Below are 17,998 nucleotides of genomic sequence, written 5' to 3' on the forward strand. Positions count from 1 at the left end.
GTGTGCCTACGCCAGACCGCGCACCCGGCGCAGGCCGTAGCGGGTTCTCCTGACGACGGCGTAGCCCTTCGTCAGGACGCGTTGCCTCATGTAGATCAGCGGGACCTGGCTGCCCTCGACGGCCCGGCTGAACATCCCCATCGAGGTGCCCTCGGCCACGGTCAGGCGTGGCAGCGCGAGCACGTCGTGTCTGTCGGCGGCGATGGCGTTGCTCACCGCGCAGGCGGCCCAGTAACCGGCGCGCCTGACCTCGCGCCTGACCCGTCCGCTCGAATAGCCGTACGGGTAGGCCATGGTCGCGACCGGGGCCCCGATCTTGTCTTCGAGCAGGGCCTTGTTGCGGCGCAGCTCCTGGCGGAGCAGGTCGTCGGGCAACTGGTCGAGCTGGGGGTGGCTGTGGCTGTGGCCGCCGATCTCGATGCCGCACGAGGCGGCCTCGCGGGCCTGGCTCCAGGTCAGCATCGTGTCGAGCGGCCTGCCCGCCGCGTCCTTGCCCGCGTCCCTGACCCACCCGCTGGTCAGGAAGACCGTCGCGGGGAAGCCGAGGCGTTCGAGCACCGGCAGCGCCTGGCTGTGGAAGTCGGCGTAGCCGTCGTCGAAGGTCACCACGACCGGCCGCTCGGGCAGGGAGCGCCCGTTGTTCCTGTGCACCGAGGCGACCAGGTCGGCCACGGTCAGCGGGGTGAAGCCGCGCTCCTTCAGATAGGAGAGCTGCTCGGCGAAGGCCGAAGGATGCACGGCCAGTGGCTTCGTCTCGGGGTTCGGCCGTTCGGAGATGGAGTGGTACATCAGAATCGGCACGCGGATCACGGTTTCGCCACCTTCAGCCTGAGCGAGCCGACGGCGTACCCCCAGGTCGTCCAGGCGAGTCCGACCACGATCGCCCCGGCCCTCCCGAACCCTGACAAATCACCACGCAGCACGTCTCCCAGGCCGCGCAGCGCGCCGAGCGGCAGCGCCTTCAGCGCGTGCGCCCGCTCGCTGGCCAGCCCGTCCCCGGCGCCGACGCTGTGTGTGACCAGCGCCTTCGACAGGCCCTCGGCGTAACACCTGGCCCGGAAGTAGGCGAACCGGGCACGCACCGCGGGCACCTTGTGGCCGATCACCGCGGCGGGCTCGAACAGCATCACCGCGCCGGGGATCCGCTGGGAGAGCCGGATGCAGAACTCGGTCTCCTCGCAGCCGAGAGGCCTGGGCTTGCGCCCCTGCACGCTGCGGCCGATGCCGGTGTGGAACCCGCCGACCTGCCCGACGAGCTCCCTGCGGAAGGCCGCGTTACCGCCCATCACATTGCGGATCGGCGCCCGCCGGGTCGGCATGCCCTCGTAGGAGCAGCCGACGGTCCAGTCGAACTCGCGGGGGAACCAGCCCGGACGGCGTCCCGTGGCCCACAACGGCCTGGTCAGCCCGCCGACGCCGACGACGGCCGGGTCCTGGAAGCCCTCCTCCAGTGCTTCCAGCCACCCCGCCTCCGCGACCGCGTCGTCGTCGAGATAGGCAACGATGTCGCCGGAGGCGGTCGCCGCGCCGGTGTTCTTGCCCCCGGACAGCCCCTTCTCCTGCGTGTTCTCCACCACGATCACGCCGGGATACTCCTGCTTGAGCCTCAGCAGCAGGTCCGCGTTGTAGTCGACCACCAGAATGATCTCGTACGGCTCGCGCCGCTGGTTCTCGACCGACGCGACGGCGGCCCGGATGTCCTCCCAGCGTTCCTCGGTGTAGACGCAGATGACGACACTGGTCCTCATGGCTACGCGGCGCCCTGGTCCGCGGCGGGAGTGGCGGCCGCGGGCTCGGGGGCGGCGGCGACGGGGTTGCTCCGCCACTCCCTGATGATGGTCCGGAGCACCCGCAGGCCGTCCCTGACCGCGTGCAGGTTGCTCTCGCCGTGGATCCGGTTGCGCTCGTGGCTGGGCACCTCGTGCACCTTGAGCCCGGCCTTGGCGGCCCTGATGTTCATCAGGGTCTCGACCTCGAAGCCGTCGCAGTCCAGGTTGAGCACGTCCAGGTGACGCGCCCAGAAGGCGTTGTAGCCGTAGCACAGGTCGCTGTAGCTGGTGCCGTAGATCCGGTTGACCAGGCCGGTGAGCACCTTGTTGCCGAGCTTGCGGTTGAAGGTCAGGTCGTCGCTGCCCCCGCCGGAGGCGTAACGCGACCCCTTGACGAAGTCGGCCCCGGTGACCAGCGCGCCGACGAACTGGATGATCTCCCGGCCGTCGGTCGAGCCGTCGGCGTCGATCATCACGATGATGTCGCCGGTGCAGGCGGCGAACCCCGCGGCCAGGGCGTTGCCCTTGCCCTTGCCGGTCTGGGTGACGATCCGGACGTTGGGCCGCAGCCGCTTGGCGACGGCCACGGTGTCGTCGACGGAGTTTCCGTCGACGAGGACGATCTCGTCGATCCACTGGGGCAGGGTCGCGAAGACGTGCGGAAGGTTCTCCGCCTCGTTCATCGCGGGGACCACGACGCTGACCGTGGGAGAGATGGCCATGTGAGGGGTGATGGGAGTGAACCGCTCAATCGGTGGCATCGCTCGCAGGGGTGGCTTGGTGTTGTGCTTGACGATGTCGGGACTCATGAAACATGTCCTTCCGGTTCGGCGGTCGTCATGACGACTGTCGAGAGGACCCGGAGCCAGACACAGCCTGAGGGGTCGGCGGGAATGGCGAATGCGGTGAGGGATGCATGGGAGGGTCCTGGCGGGTGTGTTCTGTGTTACCGGGGAGACCGGGCCTAGCCGACTCCCCATGGTTCCTTGACGACCGTGGAGGCCGATTGGTTCTGCGCTGTGCGCATCCGGCCGAAACCTTTCAGCACGCGGTCGGCAAGCCGATACAGGTGAGGTCGATCGAGAACGATGGTGCGGGCCTTGTTGACCGGCGTGCGGCCCATCCAGTGGACCGCCGCCGCGGGGGAGGGGCGGGAGACACGGCCCTCGGCGACGTAGAGGTCGCCGCTCTTCAGCCAGGCCTTGTACTCGCGGCCGCCCTTGCCCATGTCCACCTGGCTCAGCCCCGAGTTCGCGGCGTGCTCGGCCATGTGGAGGTGGTGCATGATGCCCGGGGAGTACCGGGCGTACTCGGTGTCGTAGGCGGGAAACCAGCCGACCAGGGTGTGCGCCGTACGCAGGCCGAAGTGGCCCGCCACGGGGGTGTCCCCGGCGTAGACCATGGTCAGCACGCCCGCGAAGGTCTCCGAGCGCACCGCGTGCATCTCGTCGAGCAGCCGGACGATCCACGGCTGGGCGAAGCGGTCCACCCGCCCGGTGCGGCGGTACTGGTCCGACTTCCAGTTCAGCAGCGTGCGCAGGGTCGCCGGGTCCGTGGAGTCCCACTCGAAGCGGATCTCGCCCTGCTCACGGCCGAGTTTGCGCTCCTTGTAGCGGACGGTCTTGTAGTTCTTCGGGGAGTTCTGCCTGACCTGCTCGATATAGGAGTCGAAACCCGAGCTGAGGTCCATGACCGGCGCGGGCCGTACGTCCGACTGGTGCTCGGCGAAGGTCGGCTGACCGGCGACGAGGTGGTCGAAGTCGAAGACGGAGAGCTTGCAGGCGCGCAGCAGTTGCTTGGCGTCCAGGCTCAGTCCGGGAACCGAGACCAGACCGTGGCAGGTGGTGAGGAAGCCCCCCAGAGGCTTGCCGATGCCGAAGTTGTGGCGCTCGTAGGGGAAGAACCCGACAGTCTTGCCGCCGTCCTGGATGACGGCGACCCGGACGTAGTCGCGGAGACGGCCCATAGCCAGGGCGAACTCCACGGAGAGGAAGGGGTTGTCGAGGGATGGATCCGCCCCCTGCAACTCCCGCCATCGGGATATCTCGGACTCCCCGAGGTCACCGGGGCGAACGACGACGATGTTCACCTTGACCTTGCCCCCTGTTCGGTCTGCAAGCCTGCGCTCCCCCGGTACAGCACGCGTAACACGTATATGAACCCACCGAGCACCGCGATCGTCGCCACCCCGGCGCGAGGCGACCACTTGTCAAAGGACAGCATGGCGACGGCAAGGAGAACGTTTACGACCAGGCTTGCCGCCGCACCCACTGATAGTGCCGCAAGAGGGTCACGATCACGCAACAGTCCGACCACCGCGGCACCCGGAGTGACCAAGAGGAACAGGGGGGTCAGGACAATTCGGAGAGGAGTGTCGATCCCGGCCAGCGCGATGACGGCCCCCGCCACGCAGGCGAGAGTCAGTGCCCATCCGAGCACCCTGCGTTTGGTGGACATCTCCTGACTCCCGGTCGTAGTGGCATGATCGATCACCCATTCATGGGATCAATCACTTCGGACAGACGTCAATGCCGACGTTTGACCTCAGTCCATGGTTTACCGGATCGCAAAGCGATGCGCTGGCGTTATCCCGGGTGGAGTCAAGTGATCATACGATATCCGGTCAGGATTCTGATGTCTTCTCAGAGCCCTTCGCCACGCCGGAAAACGTGTCGTGGATCACCGCCAAACCCCTGTGGCGCAGGGCTTTTGACGTCGGAACGGGCGGAGTGGGGCACCTGTGACAAGGGTGGCCGAGGCGCGTCACGGGCACTGCGGGCAGGGGGGTGGAGGAGTGATTCAAATCACGCTCAGAACGATCAGCAGTCGGGCGCGCAGAGACGGCGCCGCATCCCTTCGAGGAAGAAGGTTCGCACCTGCCCGATGTCCTTGGCGATGTAGGCCTCGCCCCCGGTAGCCCTGGCCAGCGCCTCCATCTGGCGCCTGCCCCTGGGAGCGTCCGGCCCGAAGGCGATGATCAGGATGCTGACCGGCCTTTCCTGGTCGTACTCCCGCTTGAGCCTCCTGAGGATCTCCCGGTCGCCGATGCCGCCCTCGGGGTCGTCGTTGCCGGCGCCGTCCGTCAGGACCACCACGGTGTTGATCTTGTCGCCCTGGTACTCCTCGTTCATCCGCCGGTAGGCGGCGGCGAGGGTGTCGTTGAGCCCGGTGTCGCCGGTCGGCCTGGCCCTGGTCGTGGCCAGCTTCTGGTTGATCAGGTCCCTGCGCAGGACGCCGTCCAGGTTCTCGGTCAGCGGGCCGACCGGGACCGTCTCGCGGTAGTCGACGCCCCGGCCGCCCAGGTTCGTGGAGAACTCCCACACCCCGATCTCGCTCTTGACCGGGAACAGCTTGATGCCCTCGGTGGCGATCCTGGTGATCGCGCGCATCCGGGTCAGGCCGGTCCCCGGCACGGGCCGCGCCATGGTGCCCGAGACGTCCAGCAGGGTGAGCAGCCTGGTGCCGAGGTTCAGCCGGGACCACGAGCGCGACAGCCCGGCGACGGTCGCGGCGTCGGGCAGCGGCAGCGTCCGCGGCGCCTGGGCACGGAAGCCGGAGACGCCGAGGAGCGCGGTGCCCGCCCCGCCGTCGGGGGTGCGGAAGCCCCGGTCCTGGAGGTCCTTCCTGGCAGCCTCGGTGCCGAGGTCGCGCAGGAACGCCTGGGCGGCGGTGCGTACGGTGGCGTCCTTGGCGGTGACGACCGCCGGGTAGTCGAGGTCGATCGTCCCCTCGGCCGGATACAGCGGGACGACGGGGACCTGCGGCTTCCTGCCGGTGTCGAAGGCCCACACGCCCTGCTCGGAGGCGACGCCGACGGGGGTCCTGCTGCCCTTGACGCCGAGGCTGGCCAGCAGCGCGTCCTGGTCGCGGACCGTCGATCCGGACAGCGTCTTGAGCGCTCCGGCCAGCTCCTCCTGACCGATCCCCGAGGCCGTGGCCGTACCCGAGGCGGCGAGCAGCGCGCCGAGCCCCGCCGCGTTGAGCGAGGGGTCGAGCGCGAGCACCCGCACCCTGCGCCCCGGGCCCTCGGGGTCCGTCACGTTCGCGGCGGCGAGCATGCCCTTCCAGCTCGCCCCGCCGAGGTCGTCGCCGAGCTGCTGGGCGGCGGTGCCCGGGGCGGCCAGCACGACGGGGGAGCGGGCGACGGAGGGGCCGGGAGCGGGGAAGGCCGGGTCCTTGGCGCGCAGACCGTTCACCCAGAGGGAGGAGTCGGGGATCCACACGTCCATCGCGCCGACCTCGCCCCCGCTGCCGCCCAGCCCGGAGGCCACGGCCGAGGAGGCGGTCCCGGTCACCGTGACGGTCGCGCATCCGCCCCCGGTCTCGCGGGAGGTCCTGGTGAAGCGTCCGGCGATCTCGGACAGGGCGGGCTGGATGTCGGGTGAGGCGGTCACCCGCAGCGTGACCGTGCCGTGCGCGCACCCGCGGTCCCGGTTGACGATCACGAAGGCGGCGACGCCGAGCAGTACGGCGAGGGCGACCGAGCCCGCCAGCGGCACGAGCACCGCCCCGCGTCCACTCTTGCGCCGCCGCGGCAGGTTGTAGGAGGCGTAGCCGTCGTCGAGCTCATCCGTCCTGTGACGTCCGCTCACGATGCCCTCTTCGCGTTCGATGTCCGGAAACTAGCGGGTCACCTTATACGGAGGTTCTCCACAATGTTCACGGAACTGTACTGGGAACGCTTAAAGTGGTGAAACACCCTTTTTGCTGTGTAAATCGCCCTACGCGTTAGAAAACGATCTCTGTGCCGTATGGGGAGCGCGGTTCAGTGATGGCAGACGTGCCCGCGCCAGGCCTTGCGCCCCTCGTGTACGGCCACCGCGGCCAGCAGCGTCGCCATGACCGGGTCGGCCCACCGGAACCCGAGGCCGTTCAGCGCGATCCCGGCCAGCACGCCCGCGGCCTGCGAGGCGCACAGCAGGTTCTGGGTGCCCTCCCCCGAGGTCGCCGCCGAGCCGAGCCGCGCCCCCAGCCGCCGCTTGGCCACCCCCAGGAACGGCATGACGACCAGGCTGACCGCCGTGACCACGGCGCCGAACACGCTCGGCCTGGCCGCGTGCCCCGCCCACAGGTCGTAGAGCACGTGAAGCGCCAGGTAGGGGGCGAGCATCCAGAAGCTGATCGCCACCGCCCTGCCCGCCCTGACCTCGGCGTCCGCGGAGCAGGTCCGCGACCCGGTGAAGCGCCACACGACGATGAGGCTGGCCACGGCCTCGACGAGTGAGAACATGCCCCAGCCGATCAACGCGACCGAGTGTGCGGCGAGTCCGGCGGCGATGCCGAGAGCGCTCTCGACCCCAAGCCAGGCGAGCGTCGCCAGCGAGAGGGCGCGTGCCGTACGGGCGTCGCGCAGCCAGTGGGCGCTCGCGGGCGCGCGGGGTGTGCTGCGGTGGGCCGTGGTGGTTCCTGAATCCCCAAATATCACGGCGGGTAACTTACACGCCACGCCCCGTGGTGGCGGCGCCAATCCGTGAGCCGCCCGGTGACGAGCGTGGCGCCGTAGTCTCCTGAGGAAGAACGAACCACCCGATCTCAGGAGAAAGTTTCGTGCCCTTCACGCCCAGCCACGTCGCCGCCGTGCTGCCGTTGATCTCCTCGGCGCGGACCCGCAAGGTCCTCGACCCCTGGGCGCTCGCGCTGGGCACGATGGTGCCCGACCTGCCGATCTTCCTGCCCTTCCTGCCGAACTACGGGATCTGGCACTCGGTGCCCGGGGCCTTCACCCTCGACCTGCTCGCCGTCCTGGTGCTGTTCGCCGTCTTCCACGGGCTGCTGCGCGACCCGCTGACCGCGCTGCTGCCCGCGAGCCTGGCGGGCAGGGCGGCCTCGCTGGCCCCGAGATACGAGATCGGGCTGCTGCCCGCCGTGGCCGCCGGTGGCGTCGTTGGCTCCCTCACCCACCTGCTGTGGGACTCCTTCACCCACCACTACGGCCTCCAGATCTGGGGCTGGTCCTGGCTGGCCACGCCCCTCGTCGGCCAGGTTCCGGCCTTCCGCGTGCTCCAGTACCTGTCGAGCGTGGTCGGGCTGACCCTCGTGGTGTGGTGGTCCTGGCGCGGCCTGGCCCGGATGGCCCCGGTCGCGGTGCCGGAGCGGCTCGTGCTCTCCACTCCCGTACGGCTCGGCGTGATCCTGGCGGCGGTGGCCGCGACCCTGGGCGGGGCGGCGGTGTGGCCCGTGCTCTTCCCGCCGAGGGGCGGGACCGAGCTGATCACCAGGCTGGGCGCGGGAACGCTCGCCGGACTCGGCACGCTGCTGGTCGTCTACGCCGTGATGTGGCAGCTACGCAAGGCCGTGGCAGTATTCCAGGATGCCTGAAGCCGCCGATTCCCGTCACCTGGCCGACTACGCGAACCTGCGCGACGTCGAACTGCGCAAGAGCCTCGAAGCGGAGCACGGCCTGTTCGTCGCCGAGGGGGAGAAGGTGATCCGCAGGGCCGTGGCCGCCGGATACCCGGTGCGTTCGGTGCTGCTGACCCGGCGCTGGGCCGACTCCCTGGCCGACCTGCTCGACGGTCTCGGCGAGCGGGTCCACGTGGTCGAGGACCACGAGATGGAGGAGATCGCCGGGTTCCCCGTCCACCGGGGCGCCCTGGCCGCCATGGACCGCAAGCCCCTGCCCACGGTCGCCGAGACGCTGGACGGCGGCGCCCGGCGCGTCCTCGTCCTTGAGGACCTCGTTGACCACGGCAACGTCGGCGCGATCTTCCGGTGCGCCGCCGCGCTCGGCGTCCACGCGGTGATCCTGTCGCCCCGCTGCGCAGACCCGCTGTACCGCAGGTCGGTGAAGGTGTCGATGGGCGCCGTCTTCGCGATTCCCTACGCGCGGATGACCAACTGGTACGACGGCCTCGCCGAACTGCGCGCCGCGGGCTTCCTGACCCTGGCGCTCACCCCCGCCCAGAGCGCGACCCCGATCGACACGGCCGGTACGGCGGAGCGGACGGCCCTCCTGCTCGGTTCGGAGGGCGACGGCCTGTCCTCCCGCTGGCTGCACGAGGCCGACCGGCCGGTGTGCATCCCGATGAGCTCGGCCGCGATGAGCCTGGGCGTCGACTCCCTCAACGTGGTCGCGGCGGCGGCCATCGCCTGTCATGGCCTGATGCGCGGTGTCCCCGCCACCGAGGCCACCGAGGGGCGTTAGGCGTCGCCGCTGAGAGTTCCGCCGTCCCCGCCCGTGTTCGTGTCCGTGCCCGTGACCTGCTCGCCCGCCCAGTCCAGGAGCCGGTTGGCGGTCTGGAAACGGCGCTCGGACTTCGCGTCGCCGAGGAGCACACCGACGAACCGGTGGCCGTCCCGGTCGGCGGCGAACGTCAGGCAGTAACCCGCGGCCCGGGTGTAGCCGGTCTTCACACCCAGCGCGCCGGACGTCTTGCCGAGCAGCTTGTTGGTGTTGGTCCAGGTGTGGGCCCGGTGGACCTTGGAGGCGGCCACGGTGTAACGCCTGGTCGAGGAGATGCCCAGCAGCACCGGGTCACCCAGCGCGACCTGGGCGAGCTTGGCCTGGTCCTGGGCGGTCGAGTAGCCACCGGACGGCTTGGGCAGCCCGTCGGTGTTGGTGTAGCGGGTGCCCGTCAGCCCGAGCGAACGGGCCGTGGCGTTCATCTTGGCCACGAACTTCGCCTCGCCGGGGCCGTAGACGCGGGCCAGCGCGTGGGAGGCGTCCGCCCCCGAGGGGAGCATCACCCCGTGCAGCAGGTCCCTGACGGTCAGGCGCTCCCCGGCGCGCAGTGAGGCGCTGGTCGCGTCGTTCGTGGCGGCGTGCCGTACGTCATCGGCGTTGATCTTCACGACGTCGTCGAGACCGGCCTCGCGCAGCACGACGTAGGCCGTCATGACCTTGGTCAGGCTGGCGATCGGCACCCGCTTGGTGGCCTGCTTGGCGAGCAGCGGCCTGCCGGTGGTCGTGTCGAGCAGGTAGGCGACCTTCGCGGCCACCGCGGGAGCGGCCGAGGCCGTCTTCGTGGCGGCCTTCGGCACGACCGGCGCGGCCAGCGGTGTGGCGTGCGCCGGTACGGCGAGCCCGGCTGTCATGGTGGCCGCGGCCAGGGCGGTACAGGCGAAAAGACGGATTCCCCCGGTTTGCATGGGAAACATGGTGGCAGAAACGGCGTGACAGCGCGGCACGACGCGGGTCACGTGACACGGGTCACGCGACGGGGACCTCGTCCCTGGCCCGCCGCGCGCTCCTGCGATGCCGTACGAACAGGAGGACCGCCACGGCAACCACGACGAGACCCGCGCCCGCGAGCAGCGGCGACTCGGCCGCCAGTTTGAGCCAGCCCCACAGCAGTGAGTACAGGCCGAAGGAGGTGACGGGAACCCACGTCAGGCAACCAAGGGCGCTGGCCACGACGTACCACGGATACGAGACACGCAGCACCCCGGCGGCCCAGGGGAGCGTGTGCCGCAGCCCGGGAACCCAGAAGCACCCGTAGACGGCCAGCGCGCCCCACCTGCTGACGGCGTTCTCGACCCTGCGGATGGCGTCCTGGCTGATCCGCCTGCCCACCCGCGTCGCGTAGAGCCTCGGACCGAGTTTCCTGCCGATCCAGTAGTAGGCCTGGAAGGCGCCGAAGAGAGCGATCCCCCCGATGAGCACCCAGAGCCACAGGGGCATTCCCAGAACTGAAGCCGAAGTCGGGTCCGGGATGCCTGCCGCGAACGACCGCACTGTGAACATCACCGCCCCGCTGGTTTCCCTGCCGTATGCCGATATTAGGGCAGGCTTACCTGACCCTGTCCAGGGGGTACGACGCGAGTCCGGCCACTCGTCGTGTCACTGCAACCGGACGTCAAGCGGAGATCAACCATTCGAGGCTACATGTAAGGGCAGAAACAGGGAGGGAACAGCCATGAGTCCGCGAGGCAGTCTCACGCCGGTGGTGGCCAGTGGAACCGCGAGCGTCGTGAAACTGCTGGTCGCCACGCTCGCCTTCGTCGGCGCCTACGTCGGCATCGAGGCGCCGGGCGCCACCGTCGTCCCGGCGCGGGCCGCCGGTTCCGGCAGCGTCCAGGTGGAGACCGTGGTGCTGTCGTCCCGGTCCATGCAGGAGACCACGGCGCAGGCCCCCGCGGAGGGCACGGTCGTCGTCACCCCCGCCACCGGGGGCGGCTCGTGCGACAGGCCGTACCAGGCGCGAAGCGTCGTCGGCAACCCGCACCCCGACCGGACCGTCTCGTACGGCTGGCGCCTGCAGCGCTGGAGCACGGCCTCCCAGAGCTGGCGCACCTACCTGAGCGGCGGCTCCGGCTTCACCGGTGGGAGCCAGACCGTCGAGTGGCAGCCCAGGGTCGTCGACAACCCCGGCGTGTACCGCGTCACGCTCTCCGTCCCCGGCCGTCCCTCGGCGCACAGCGCCAGGTTCCGCGTGAGCTGCTGAGAGCCCTCAACCGCCGAGTGAGCGCTGCGCCGCCTCGACCCAGCGGGCCACCCCGACCCGCTGGGCGACCGCCAGCGCGTCCTCGTAGTGCGGACGCACCGCGTCGGAGAAGCCCAGCCTGAGCGCCAGGTCACCCAGGGTCAGCGAGACCGGCCACAGCGCGACCACGCCCGTCCCCGCCCCCGCGATCCGCTCGGCGAACGGCTTGAGCGTGTCGTAGGCCTCGGTCATCCGCTCCCGGTCGTCCAGGAGCATCCCGGCCAGGGCCCGCCAGATCATCGCCAGCTCGTAGAGGAAGTCGGGACGGACCGGCGTCTTGACCGCGATGACCGCCTTGGCGTCCCGCACGTGCCCGGCCGAGGCCAGCGCCACGGCGTAGGCGTCGAGGGTCCACTTGGCCCCCCGCTGGTGGGCCTCGGCCAGCGGCTCGACCATGTCCGCGGCCTGGCCGTTGACCAGGTGCAGGCAGAACGTGGTGATCAGCGGCAGGTCCTGGCGGCCTTCGAGCATCCCCGCCCGCGCGGTCAGCCGCGCGGCGTCGCGGTAGGCGCGCTCGGCTCCGGCGAAGTCACCGGCGATCATCAGCCGCTGCCCCGCGTACCACGCGCCCACGGCGGCGGGGGCGGGCAGGCCGTACTGCCTGGCGAGGCGTTCCGCGGCGGCCACGTGCGCGTCGGCCTCGGCGAACGCGCCGGAGGCGGCGGAGCACTCCATCAGCACCAGGTGCGCCAGCGCCTGGACGGAGACCTGGCCGGTCGTCTTGCCGACCTCCAGCAGCTCCCTGCCGATGACCTCGCGCTCCCCGACGGGCGTGATGCCGTACGACTGACGCAGCCGCCCGCTCAGCGCGGTCGCCAGCAGCGCCGGGTCGCCACTGCGCCTGGCCAGCTCCTCCGCCTCAAGCGAGGCCTGCTCACCCCTGGGAGTCGCCGACCCCTCAAGCTCAAGCGCCAGCGTGGCCAGCAGGCTCGCCCGCAGCGACTGCTCGCCCGCGGGCAGCTCGACCAGCGCCTGCTCGGCGACGTCCACGATCTCCCACGCGGTACGGGTGAAGTCACGCGCCATGCCCTTGTGCGGTACGGCCAGCGAGGCGGCGACCCTGGCGGTCAGCTCCAGGTTGCCCAGCGGCAGGGCCGTGTCCATCGCCTCGCGCCGCCGCCTGCGGGCCGCGGCCATGTCCCCGCACACCGCCAGCGCCTTGATCAGGTTCAGGGTCAGCAGCAGGCGCTCACGGGTGGTCTCCGGCGTCGAGGCGGCCCCCGACCTGTCGAAGGCCGCGATGGCCTTCTCCCACAGCGAGGCCGCCTCACGGTGGGCGAAACGCCGCTCCGCCTGCTCGGCGGCCAGTCCCGCGTAGCGCACCGCCTTGGCCGCGGTCTCCGTCGTGCCCGCCGCGTCGTAGTGGTGGGCGAGCGCGGCCACGTCCCCCGGATGCCTGCGCTCGATCGCCGCGGCGACGGCGGCGTGCAACCGGGAACGGCGCAGCCTGGAGGCGTCCGAGTAGACCGTGTCCCGGACCAGGTCGTGGTCGAAGCGGAGCATGCCGGGACCCGGCTCGGTGACCAGCCCGGCGAGCAGCGCCGCCTCGACCGCCTCGACCACCGCGTCCTCGTCACCCGCGACGTCGACCAGCACGTCCACGTCCACGTCACGACCGATCACCGCGGCCTGCAGCAGGATCTGCTGGGCGGTGGCGGGCAGCCGGGAGATCCGGCGCCGCAGCACGTCACGGACCCCGGACGGCACCCCGGAGATCACCTCGGCCGCCGTCGCCCGGTCGCTCACCGCCTCGGCGTCGAGCAGGCGCACGGTCTCACGGACGAAGAACGGGTTGCCGCCGGTCCGCTCGACGATGCTGTTGACCGCGTCCTCGTCAACCGCGCGCACGCAGGTCGCCCTGACCAGCTCGGCGACCGCCTTGGCGTCAAGCCCCGTCAGGCCGACCCGCACCGGGCCGAGCCTGGCCAGCGCGGCGAGCACGTCCGCCTGCTGGTCGCTCAGCTCACTGTCCCTGCAGGTCACCACGAGCAACACCCGGCTGGTCGCCAGCAGGCTCGGCAGCGCCCGCAGCAGCGCGAGCGTCTGGTCGTCGGCCCAGTGCAGGTCCTCAAGCGTCAGCAGGATCGGCCGCTCCTTGGCGACGGCGGCCAGATAACCGCCCACCGCCCGGTGCAGCCGGAACCCCCCGGAGACCTGGTCGTCGTCGGGCTCGGCCGCGGCGTCGTCCAGCAGCGGCGCCAGCAGCGGGGCGTACTCACCCGCCCCCGTGACGTTCACCAGGGTGCGCAGGATCTCCACCCACGCCCAGCCGGGAGGGGTCGCGCTGCTGTCCGGGCACGCGCCAGAGGAGGTGCCCCAGCCGTCGTCGGAGAGCTGCTTGGCGAGCCTGCGGACCAGCGTCGTCTTGCCCGCGCCCGCGTCGCCGCTGATCACGGCCGCGGTGAACCGGCCCGTCCTGGCCGCCGCGGTCACCAGCCTGCTCAGCTCCGCGTCCCGCCCGACGAACGGCTCCGGCTCAAGGGGCGGCAGCTCGGCCGGGGCCGCCGCGGGCCGGGGCGGCCAGGTGTCGGCGGGCACCGCCGTACGCTGCCTGGCCAGCGGGACGGCGAGCTGGAGGCCCGGATCCTGCGCCAGGATGTCCGACTCCAGCTTGCGCAGCGCGGGACCGGGGTCGATGCCCAGCTCCTCGGCGAGGATCGTGCGGGCCCTGCGCAGCGCGGACAGCGCGTCCGCCTGCCGCCCGCACCGGTACAGGCCCAGGGCGAGCAGCCGCCAGCCCTCCTCGCGGAGCGGATGCTCGGCGGTCAGCGCCTCCAGGTCGGGCACGGCCTCGGCGGGCAGCCCCAGGCGCAGGCTGCTGTCGGCGTGCCGCTCACGGGCCACCAGCCTCAGCTCGGCCAGGCGGTTCACCTCGGCCTCCGCCCACGGCTGGTCGGCGAAGTCGGAGTACGGCGTGCCGCGCCACAACCCCAGCGCCTTCTCAAGACGCGCCCGCGCCGAGGCGGGATCGTCGCCTTCGAGCTGCTCCCCGGCGGCACGGACCATGGCCTCGAACCGCAACGCGTCCACCTGGTCGGGTGCGACGCGCAACGCGTACCCCGAGGCGACGGTCACCAGCAGCCTGTTCGGCCCCCCACGCGGACGGCCGGGCTCCAGGACCCGGCGCAGCCGGGAGATGTAGACCTGCAGCCCCGACTGCGCGCCCTTGGCCGCGTCGTCGTCCCACAGGTCGTAGAGCAGGGAGTCGACGGGGACGACCTGCCCCCGCGCCACCAGCAACCGGGCGAGGACGGCACGCTGGCGTAACCCGCCCAGGTCGAGCTCGTCGTCACCGGAGTGCGCCTCGACCGGGCCGAGGACCCGGAACGCCACGATTTCACCCGCCATGTCAGCCGCCACGCTATGCGGGCCTTCGAATCGCGCACAAGGTCTTTCCCAATCTAGCGGCTGATCGGCTCTTTCTCGGGGGCCTGGACCGTGCTCTCACGCCTGCGCAGGAGCGCCCACGCGCCGAGTGCCAGGCCGCCGAAGGGGATTTCGACAGTGTAGGTCCAGAAGCCGAAAAGCAACGCAGCGGCCGTTGCGGAATCAAGGGGGGCCCCGAAGAAGACCAGCGCGCCGACGGTCCCCGCCTCCATGATGCCGGTCCCGCTCGGGGTGACGACGGCCGTGGTCAGCACCCTCGACAGGGCGAAGACCGCGATCGACTGCGCCAGACCGGGATAGGCCCCGGTCGCCTGGAGACAGCAGACCAGGATCAGCCACTGCAACCCGAGGAAGAAGATCATGCCCAGGGTGAGTCCCGGCCAGCGGTGCCGTACGACATCGGAGGTGTCCGCGCGCAGCCGGTCAAGGGAGTGGGAGGGGCCGTGGCCGGTCGGACGCCACCTGCGGGGGAGCAGCCGGGCGCCCGCGTCGAGCACGCGGCCCAGCACCGCGGCCGCGGCGTCCCAGTACAGCGCGGCGGCGACCACGACGACCAGCACCAGGATGGACAGCGCGCCGACCCAGCCCGCGCTGGTCACGGCGGGGCTGAGCCGCTGCCCGCTGAGCAGCAGCGCCAGGATGCCGATCGCGGGCAGGATGAAACGGAACAGGGTGTTCCAGATGCCGCTGGCCAGCGTCGAGACCACCACGGGCCGCAGCGGGAACCCCCACCCCCTGGTCATCCCGATCGTCATCGCGACCCCCGCGGCGCCGCCGAACGGCAGCAGGTTGCTCACCGCGCTGCCCGCCGCGTTCAGCGTGAGGGCCTGCAGGTGGGTCAGGCCGGGCAGGGAGGCCGTCAGCACGAACGTGTAGGCCAGCAGGCTCGCCAGCCAGACGACGGCCATCAACGCGACCGTCTGCCAGCTCAGCCGGGAGAACTGGGCGCCGATCTGCGACCACGAGACGTGCTTGCCGGTCAGCGCCTCGACGATCTGCGGCAGGAAACGCACGAGTGTCGCGGCCAGTGCCAGCGACACGACCGACAGTCCGATCTGAACCCACTTGTTCCTCATGAAACCCCCTCGACCAAGTGTGCCGGTCCGGGGCTCATCCTTGGGGAGGAGCTTCGAACGGATGCCTCAACCTGGTGCCCGGCGGCAGGTCCCGCCGCACGTACCACTCGGTGCCGAAGATCAGCCGGTAGAGCGGCATGGGCACCTTGACCATCACCCCGAGCGTCCTGGTGTCGGCCCCCGTCGCCTGGGAGGCGTGCGCCGCCATGCTTGCCCGCTTCTGTTTGGCGAAACGCCGTACCCTGACCCGATGGGTGATCACCGAACCGGGGGAGTAGGCCCGCTCGAAGGAACGGACGTCGAGCTGCGGGAAGAACCTGCTGATCAGCCGCAGCCCCCTCAGCAGCGGATCGCGGTTGACCGTCGCCTCAAGCACGATCGGGGTGCCCGCGATCTCGGCCGCCCGTGCGCCGACCCGGTTCACCTGGACGTGGTCGGGATGCCCGTACCCCCCGGCCGGGTCGTAGGTCGTCAGCAGGTCGGCCCCCTCCTCGGTGAGGATCTCGGCCAGCCGCCGCGCGGCCTCCTCGGTGTCGGCGTCGATGAAGGCGTTCCCCGCGCGCCCCTCCGCGACGCCGCCGTCCGGGGCGAGCCCCGAGTCGCCGTAGCCGAGGTTCACGACCCTGGCGCAGCCCAGCGCGGCGGCCGACCTGTACAGCTCGGCCATCCTGGCGGCGCCCAGGGCCTCACCGGGTTCGAGATCGGCCTGCCCCAGCTCTCCCGAGGTCGCGACGACCAGGATCACCCGGTGGCCCTGGGCGGCGAGCATCGCCATGGTCCCGGCGGTGAGGAGGGCCTCGTCGTCGGGGTGGGCGTGGAAGAACACCGCAGCGTCCTTTTGCGCCGCCTGCGGCGGCGCGGGCTTGGGCGCCTGCAGTCGGTGACTTCCCTCGTCGTTCCTCCGCTTCGCTCCGTCACTCCTCAGTCCAGACACCGACGCGCCCAAGCCGACACTCCTCACTCCCAGCACCGGTACCCCCAGACCCTTCACTTCGGAGGGTGATGGGGTCCGGGGCATCGACAGGACTGAGGGTATCGGCAGGGTCTGAGGTGGGGGTTCCTGTGGGTTCTTGGGGGTGCGGGGGGACGCTTTAGGCTGGCACGGTGAGGATCCTTCACGTCAGTGACTGTTACCTGCCGCGTCTGGGTGGGATCGAGGTGCAGGTGGCCGACCTGGTCCGGATGGAGCGGGAGGCGGGCCACGAGGTCGAGGTCGCGACCGCGACGCCGGGGGAGGCGCTGCGGGGTGTGTATCGGATCGTCACGAAACTCCCCTTCGACCTGCCTGTTCACCCGTTCGGTGTTGGTCACCTGCTGCGCCTGGTGAAGGCACGGCGGCCAGACGTGGTGCACGTTCATATGGGCGCGGTCTCGCCGTTCGCCTGGATGGGGGTCCGCGCCGCCGTACGGGCCGGGCTGCCCGTCGTGGTGACCGTGCACAGCATGTGGGACCCGGTGACCCGTGGCCTCTACCGGGGGCTGCGGCTGCTGTTCGAGTGGCACCGCTGGGGGCTGGTCGGCACCGCCGTGAGCGAGGCGGCGGCCCTGCCGATCCGCGCGGTCGCCGGACGCAGGGTGCCGGTCCACGTGGTCTCCAACGGCCTGGACGTCTCAACCTGGCGCTCCGCCGTCCCCGCTCCCGACCAGGATGATCCGGTACGGCGGGCGGACGCCCCCGTGCACGTCGTGGCGGTCGGGCGGCTCGCGCCCCGCAAGCAGCCGGTCAGGTTGCTCAAACTCCTCAGGGAGGCCCGCGCCCTGGTGCCCGCGGAGACGGAGATGCGGGCGACCGTCGTCGGCGACGGCCCCGCGCGTTCCCAGATGGAGCGCTACCTGCGGGCGAACGGGATGACGGGGTGGGTCTCACTCCCCGGCCGCTACAGCCGCGAGCGGATCCGCGAACTGCTCGCCTCCGCCGACGTCTTCGTCGCCCCCGCCCCCCGGGAGTCCTTCGGCCTGGCGGCCCTTGAGGCCAGGGTGGCCGGGGTGCCGGTGGTGGCGCGGGCCCAGAGCGGGGTCGCCGACTTCGTCCGCCCCGGCAAGGAGGGCCTGCTCGGCGAGAGCTTCGAGGGGCTCGTCGCCTCGGTGGCCAGGCTGGTGCGCGACCGTGAGCTGCGCGAGTCGATCGCGGCGCACAACCGCGAGACGGAGCCGGTGCGCTGCTCATGGCCCGCGGTGCTTGAGGGCTTCGAACAGTGCTACGCCGAGGCCCGCGCCCTGCGAGGCTGACAGCGAGCTGACAGCCGGTAAAGGACGCCCCCGATCCACCCTTCCGGTTGGCACGTGATGCGCGTTTATGGCACGCATTGCAAGGTGCCCGCCGTACCACGAAAACCGGCGAAGC

General features: G+C 71.1%; 16 protein-coding genes. 4 read left to right on the forward strand and 12 right to left on the reverse strand.

What is annotated here, in order from left to right:
- Positions 1-6 precede the first annotated feature (6 nt).
- The 7 genes from FHS44_RS35510 to FHS44_RS35540 form a co-directional block, all read right to left on the reverse strand.
- Entirely contained in the window at positions 7-801 is a 795-nt protein-coding gene (locus tag FHS44_RS35510; RefSeq protein WP_312863947.1) for a polysaccharide deacetylase family protein, read from the reverse strand.
- 5 nt (positions 802-806) lie between these two features.
- A complete protein-coding gene (locus FHS44_RS35515) occupies positions 807-1,748 on the reverse strand; it encodes a glycosyltransferase family 2 protein (RefSeq protein WP_184723585.1) in 942 nt (313 codons plus the stop codon).
- A gap of 2 nt (positions 1,749-1,750) precedes the next feature.
- Positions 1,751-2,578, reverse strand: a complete 828-nt coding sequence (locus tag FHS44_RS35520) for a glycosyltransferase family 2 protein (protein ID WP_184723588.1) — start codon at positions 2,576-2,578, stop codon at positions 1,751-1,753.
- A 155-nt stretch (positions 2,579-2,733) separates the two neighbouring features.
- A complete protein-coding gene (locus FHS44_RS35525; RefSeq protein ID WP_184723591.1) occupies positions 2,734-3,858 on the reverse strand; it encodes a GNAT family N-acetyltransferase in 1,125 nt (374 codons plus the stop codon).
- On the reverse strand, positions 3,855-4,226 hold the full coding sequence (locus tag FHS44_RS35530) for a hypothetical protein (RefSeq protein WP_184723593.1): 372 nt from the start codon (positions 4,224-4,226) through the stop codon (positions 3,855-3,857). Before FHS44_RS35530 ends, FHS44_RS35525 begins: the two co-directional genes overlap by 4 nt.
- A 362-nt stretch (positions 4,227-4,588) precedes the next feature.
- Positions 4,589-6,361, reverse strand: coding sequence for a substrate-binding and VWA domain-containing protein (locus FHS44_RS35535; RefSeq protein WP_312863948.1), 1,773 nt, complete (start codon positions 6,359-6,361; stop codon positions 4,589-4,591).
- Positions 6,362-6,534: 173 nt separating this feature from the next.
- Positions 6,535-7,194, reverse strand: a complete 660-nt coding sequence (locus FHS44_RS35540; RefSeq protein ID WP_312863949.1) for a cation diffusion facilitator family transporter — start codon at positions 7,192-7,194, stop codon at positions 6,535-6,537.
- A 122-nt stretch (positions 7,195-7,316) separates the two neighbouring features.
- Here FHS44_RS35540 and FHS44_RS35545 point away from each other — a divergent pair, with 122 nt between their 5' ends.
- Both FHS44_RS35545 and FHS44_RS35550 read left to right on the forward strand, forming a co-directional pair.
- Entirely contained in the window at positions 7,317-8,087 is a 771-nt protein-coding gene (locus tag FHS44_RS35545; protein WP_184723596.1) for a DUF4184 family protein, read from the forward strand.
- Positions 8,080-8,913: a TrmH family RNA methyltransferase gene (locus tag FHS44_RS35550; protein ID WP_184723599.1), complete on the forward strand. Its 834-nt coding sequence runs from the start codon at positions 8,080-8,082 to the stop codon at positions 8,911-8,913. Before FHS44_RS35545 ends, FHS44_RS35550 begins: the two co-directional genes overlap by 8 nt.
- On the opposite strand, the gene FHS44_RS35555 is transcribed toward FHS44_RS35550, so the two are convergent.
- Positions 8,910-9,857, reverse strand: a complete 948-nt coding sequence (locus FHS44_RS35555; protein ID WP_246436578.1) for a D-alanyl-D-alanine carboxypeptidase family protein — start codon at positions 9,855-9,857, stop codon at positions 8,910-8,912. The two genes, FHS44_RS35550 and FHS44_RS35555, sit on opposite strands and share 4 nt — an antisense overlap.
- 61 nt (positions 9,858-9,918) lie before the next feature.
- A complete protein-coding gene (locus FHS44_RS35560; protein WP_246436579.1) occupies positions 9,919-10,389 on the reverse strand; it encodes a DedA family protein in 471 nt (156 codons plus the stop codon).
- A 235-nt stretch (positions 10,390-10,624) separates the two neighbouring features.
- Between FHS44_RS35560 and FHS44_RS35565 the strand changes: the two genes are divergently transcribed.
- A complete protein-coding gene (locus FHS44_RS35565) occupies positions 10,625-11,152 on the forward strand; it encodes a hypothetical protein (protein WP_184723604.1) in 528 nt (175 codons plus the stop codon).
- A gap of 6 nt (positions 11,153-11,158) precedes the next feature.
- On the opposite strand, the gene FHS44_RS35570 is transcribed toward FHS44_RS35565, so the two are convergent.
- The 3 genes from FHS44_RS35570 to FHS44_RS35580 are packed head-to-tail and all read right to left on the reverse strand — an operon-like array spanning position 11,159 to position 16,480.
- Entirely contained in the window at positions 11,159-14,539 is a 3,381-nt protein-coding gene (locus FHS44_RS35570) for an ATP-binding protein (protein ID WP_221461696.1), read from the reverse strand.
- Positions 14,540-14,592: 53 nt separating this feature from the next.
- Positions 14,593-15,654, reverse strand: coding sequence for a lysylphosphatidylglycerol synthase transmembrane domain-containing protein (locus FHS44_RS35575; protein WP_184723606.1), 1,062 nt, complete (start codon positions 15,652-15,654; stop codon positions 14,593-14,595).
- A gap of 34 nt (positions 15,655-15,688) precedes the next feature.
- The gene (locus tag FHS44_RS35580; RefSeq protein WP_184723609.1) at positions 15,689-16,480 is read right to left on the reverse strand and encodes a PIG-L deacetylase family protein; all 792 of its coding nucleotides are present in this window, start codon (positions 16,478-16,480) and stop codon (positions 15,689-15,691) included.
- A gap of 278 nt (positions 16,481-16,758) precedes the next feature.
- Between FHS44_RS35580 and FHS44_RS35585 the strand changes: the two genes are divergently transcribed.
- Positions 16,759-17,883 (forward strand): glycosyltransferase family 4 protein, encoded by a 1,125-nt coding sequence (locus tag FHS44_RS35585; RefSeq protein WP_184723612.1) that lies wholly within the window; start codon positions 16,759-16,761, stop codon positions 17,881-17,883.
- Positions 17,884-17,998 lie beyond the last annotated feature (115 nt).

The organism is Streptosporangium saharense, from assembly GCF_014203715.1.
Taxonomy (GTDB): domain Bacteria; phylum Actinomycetota; class Actinomycetes; order Streptosporangiales; family Streptosporangiaceae; genus Streptosporangium; species Streptosporangium saharense.

Bases quoted from the DNA above. Each gene is read 5' to 3' on its own strand.
- FHS44_RS35530 (WP_184723593.1), bottom strand. From the start codon at position 4,226: ATGTCCACCAAACGCAGGGTGCTCGGATGGGCACTGACTCTCGCCTGC.
- FHS44_RS35515 (WP_184723585.1), bottom strand. From the start codon at position 1,748: ATGAGGACCAGTGTCGTCATCTGCGTCTACACCGAGGAACGCTGGGAG.
- FHS44_RS35550 (WP_184723599.1), top strand. From the start codon at position 8,080: ATGCCTGAAGCCGCCGATTCCCGTCACCTGGCCGACTACGCGAACCTG.
- FHS44_RS35565 (WP_184723604.1), top strand. From the start codon at position 10,625: ATGAGTCCGCGAGGCAGTCTCACGCCGGTGGTGGCCAGTGGAACCGCG.
- FHS44_RS35520 (WP_184723588.1), bottom strand. From the start codon at position 2,578: ATGAGTCCCGACATCGTCAAGCACAACACCAAGCCACCCCTGCGAGCG.
- FHS44_RS35575 (WP_184723606.1), bottom strand. From the start codon at position 15,654: ATGAGGAACAAGTGGGTTCAGATCGGACTGTCGGTCGTGTCGCTGGCA.
- FHS44_RS35560 (WP_246436579.1), bottom strand. From the start codon at position 10,389: ATGCCCCTGTGGCTCTGGGTGCTCATCGGGGGGATCGCTCTCTTCGGC.
- FHS44_RS35570 (WP_221461696.1), bottom strand. From the start codon at position 14,539: ATGGCGGGTGAAATCGTGGCGTTCCGGGTCCTCGGCCCGGTCGAGGCG.
- FHS44_RS35555 (WP_246436578.1), bottom strand. From the start codon at position 9,857: ATGCAAACCGGGGGAATCCGTCTTTTCGCCTGTACCGCCCTGGCCGCG.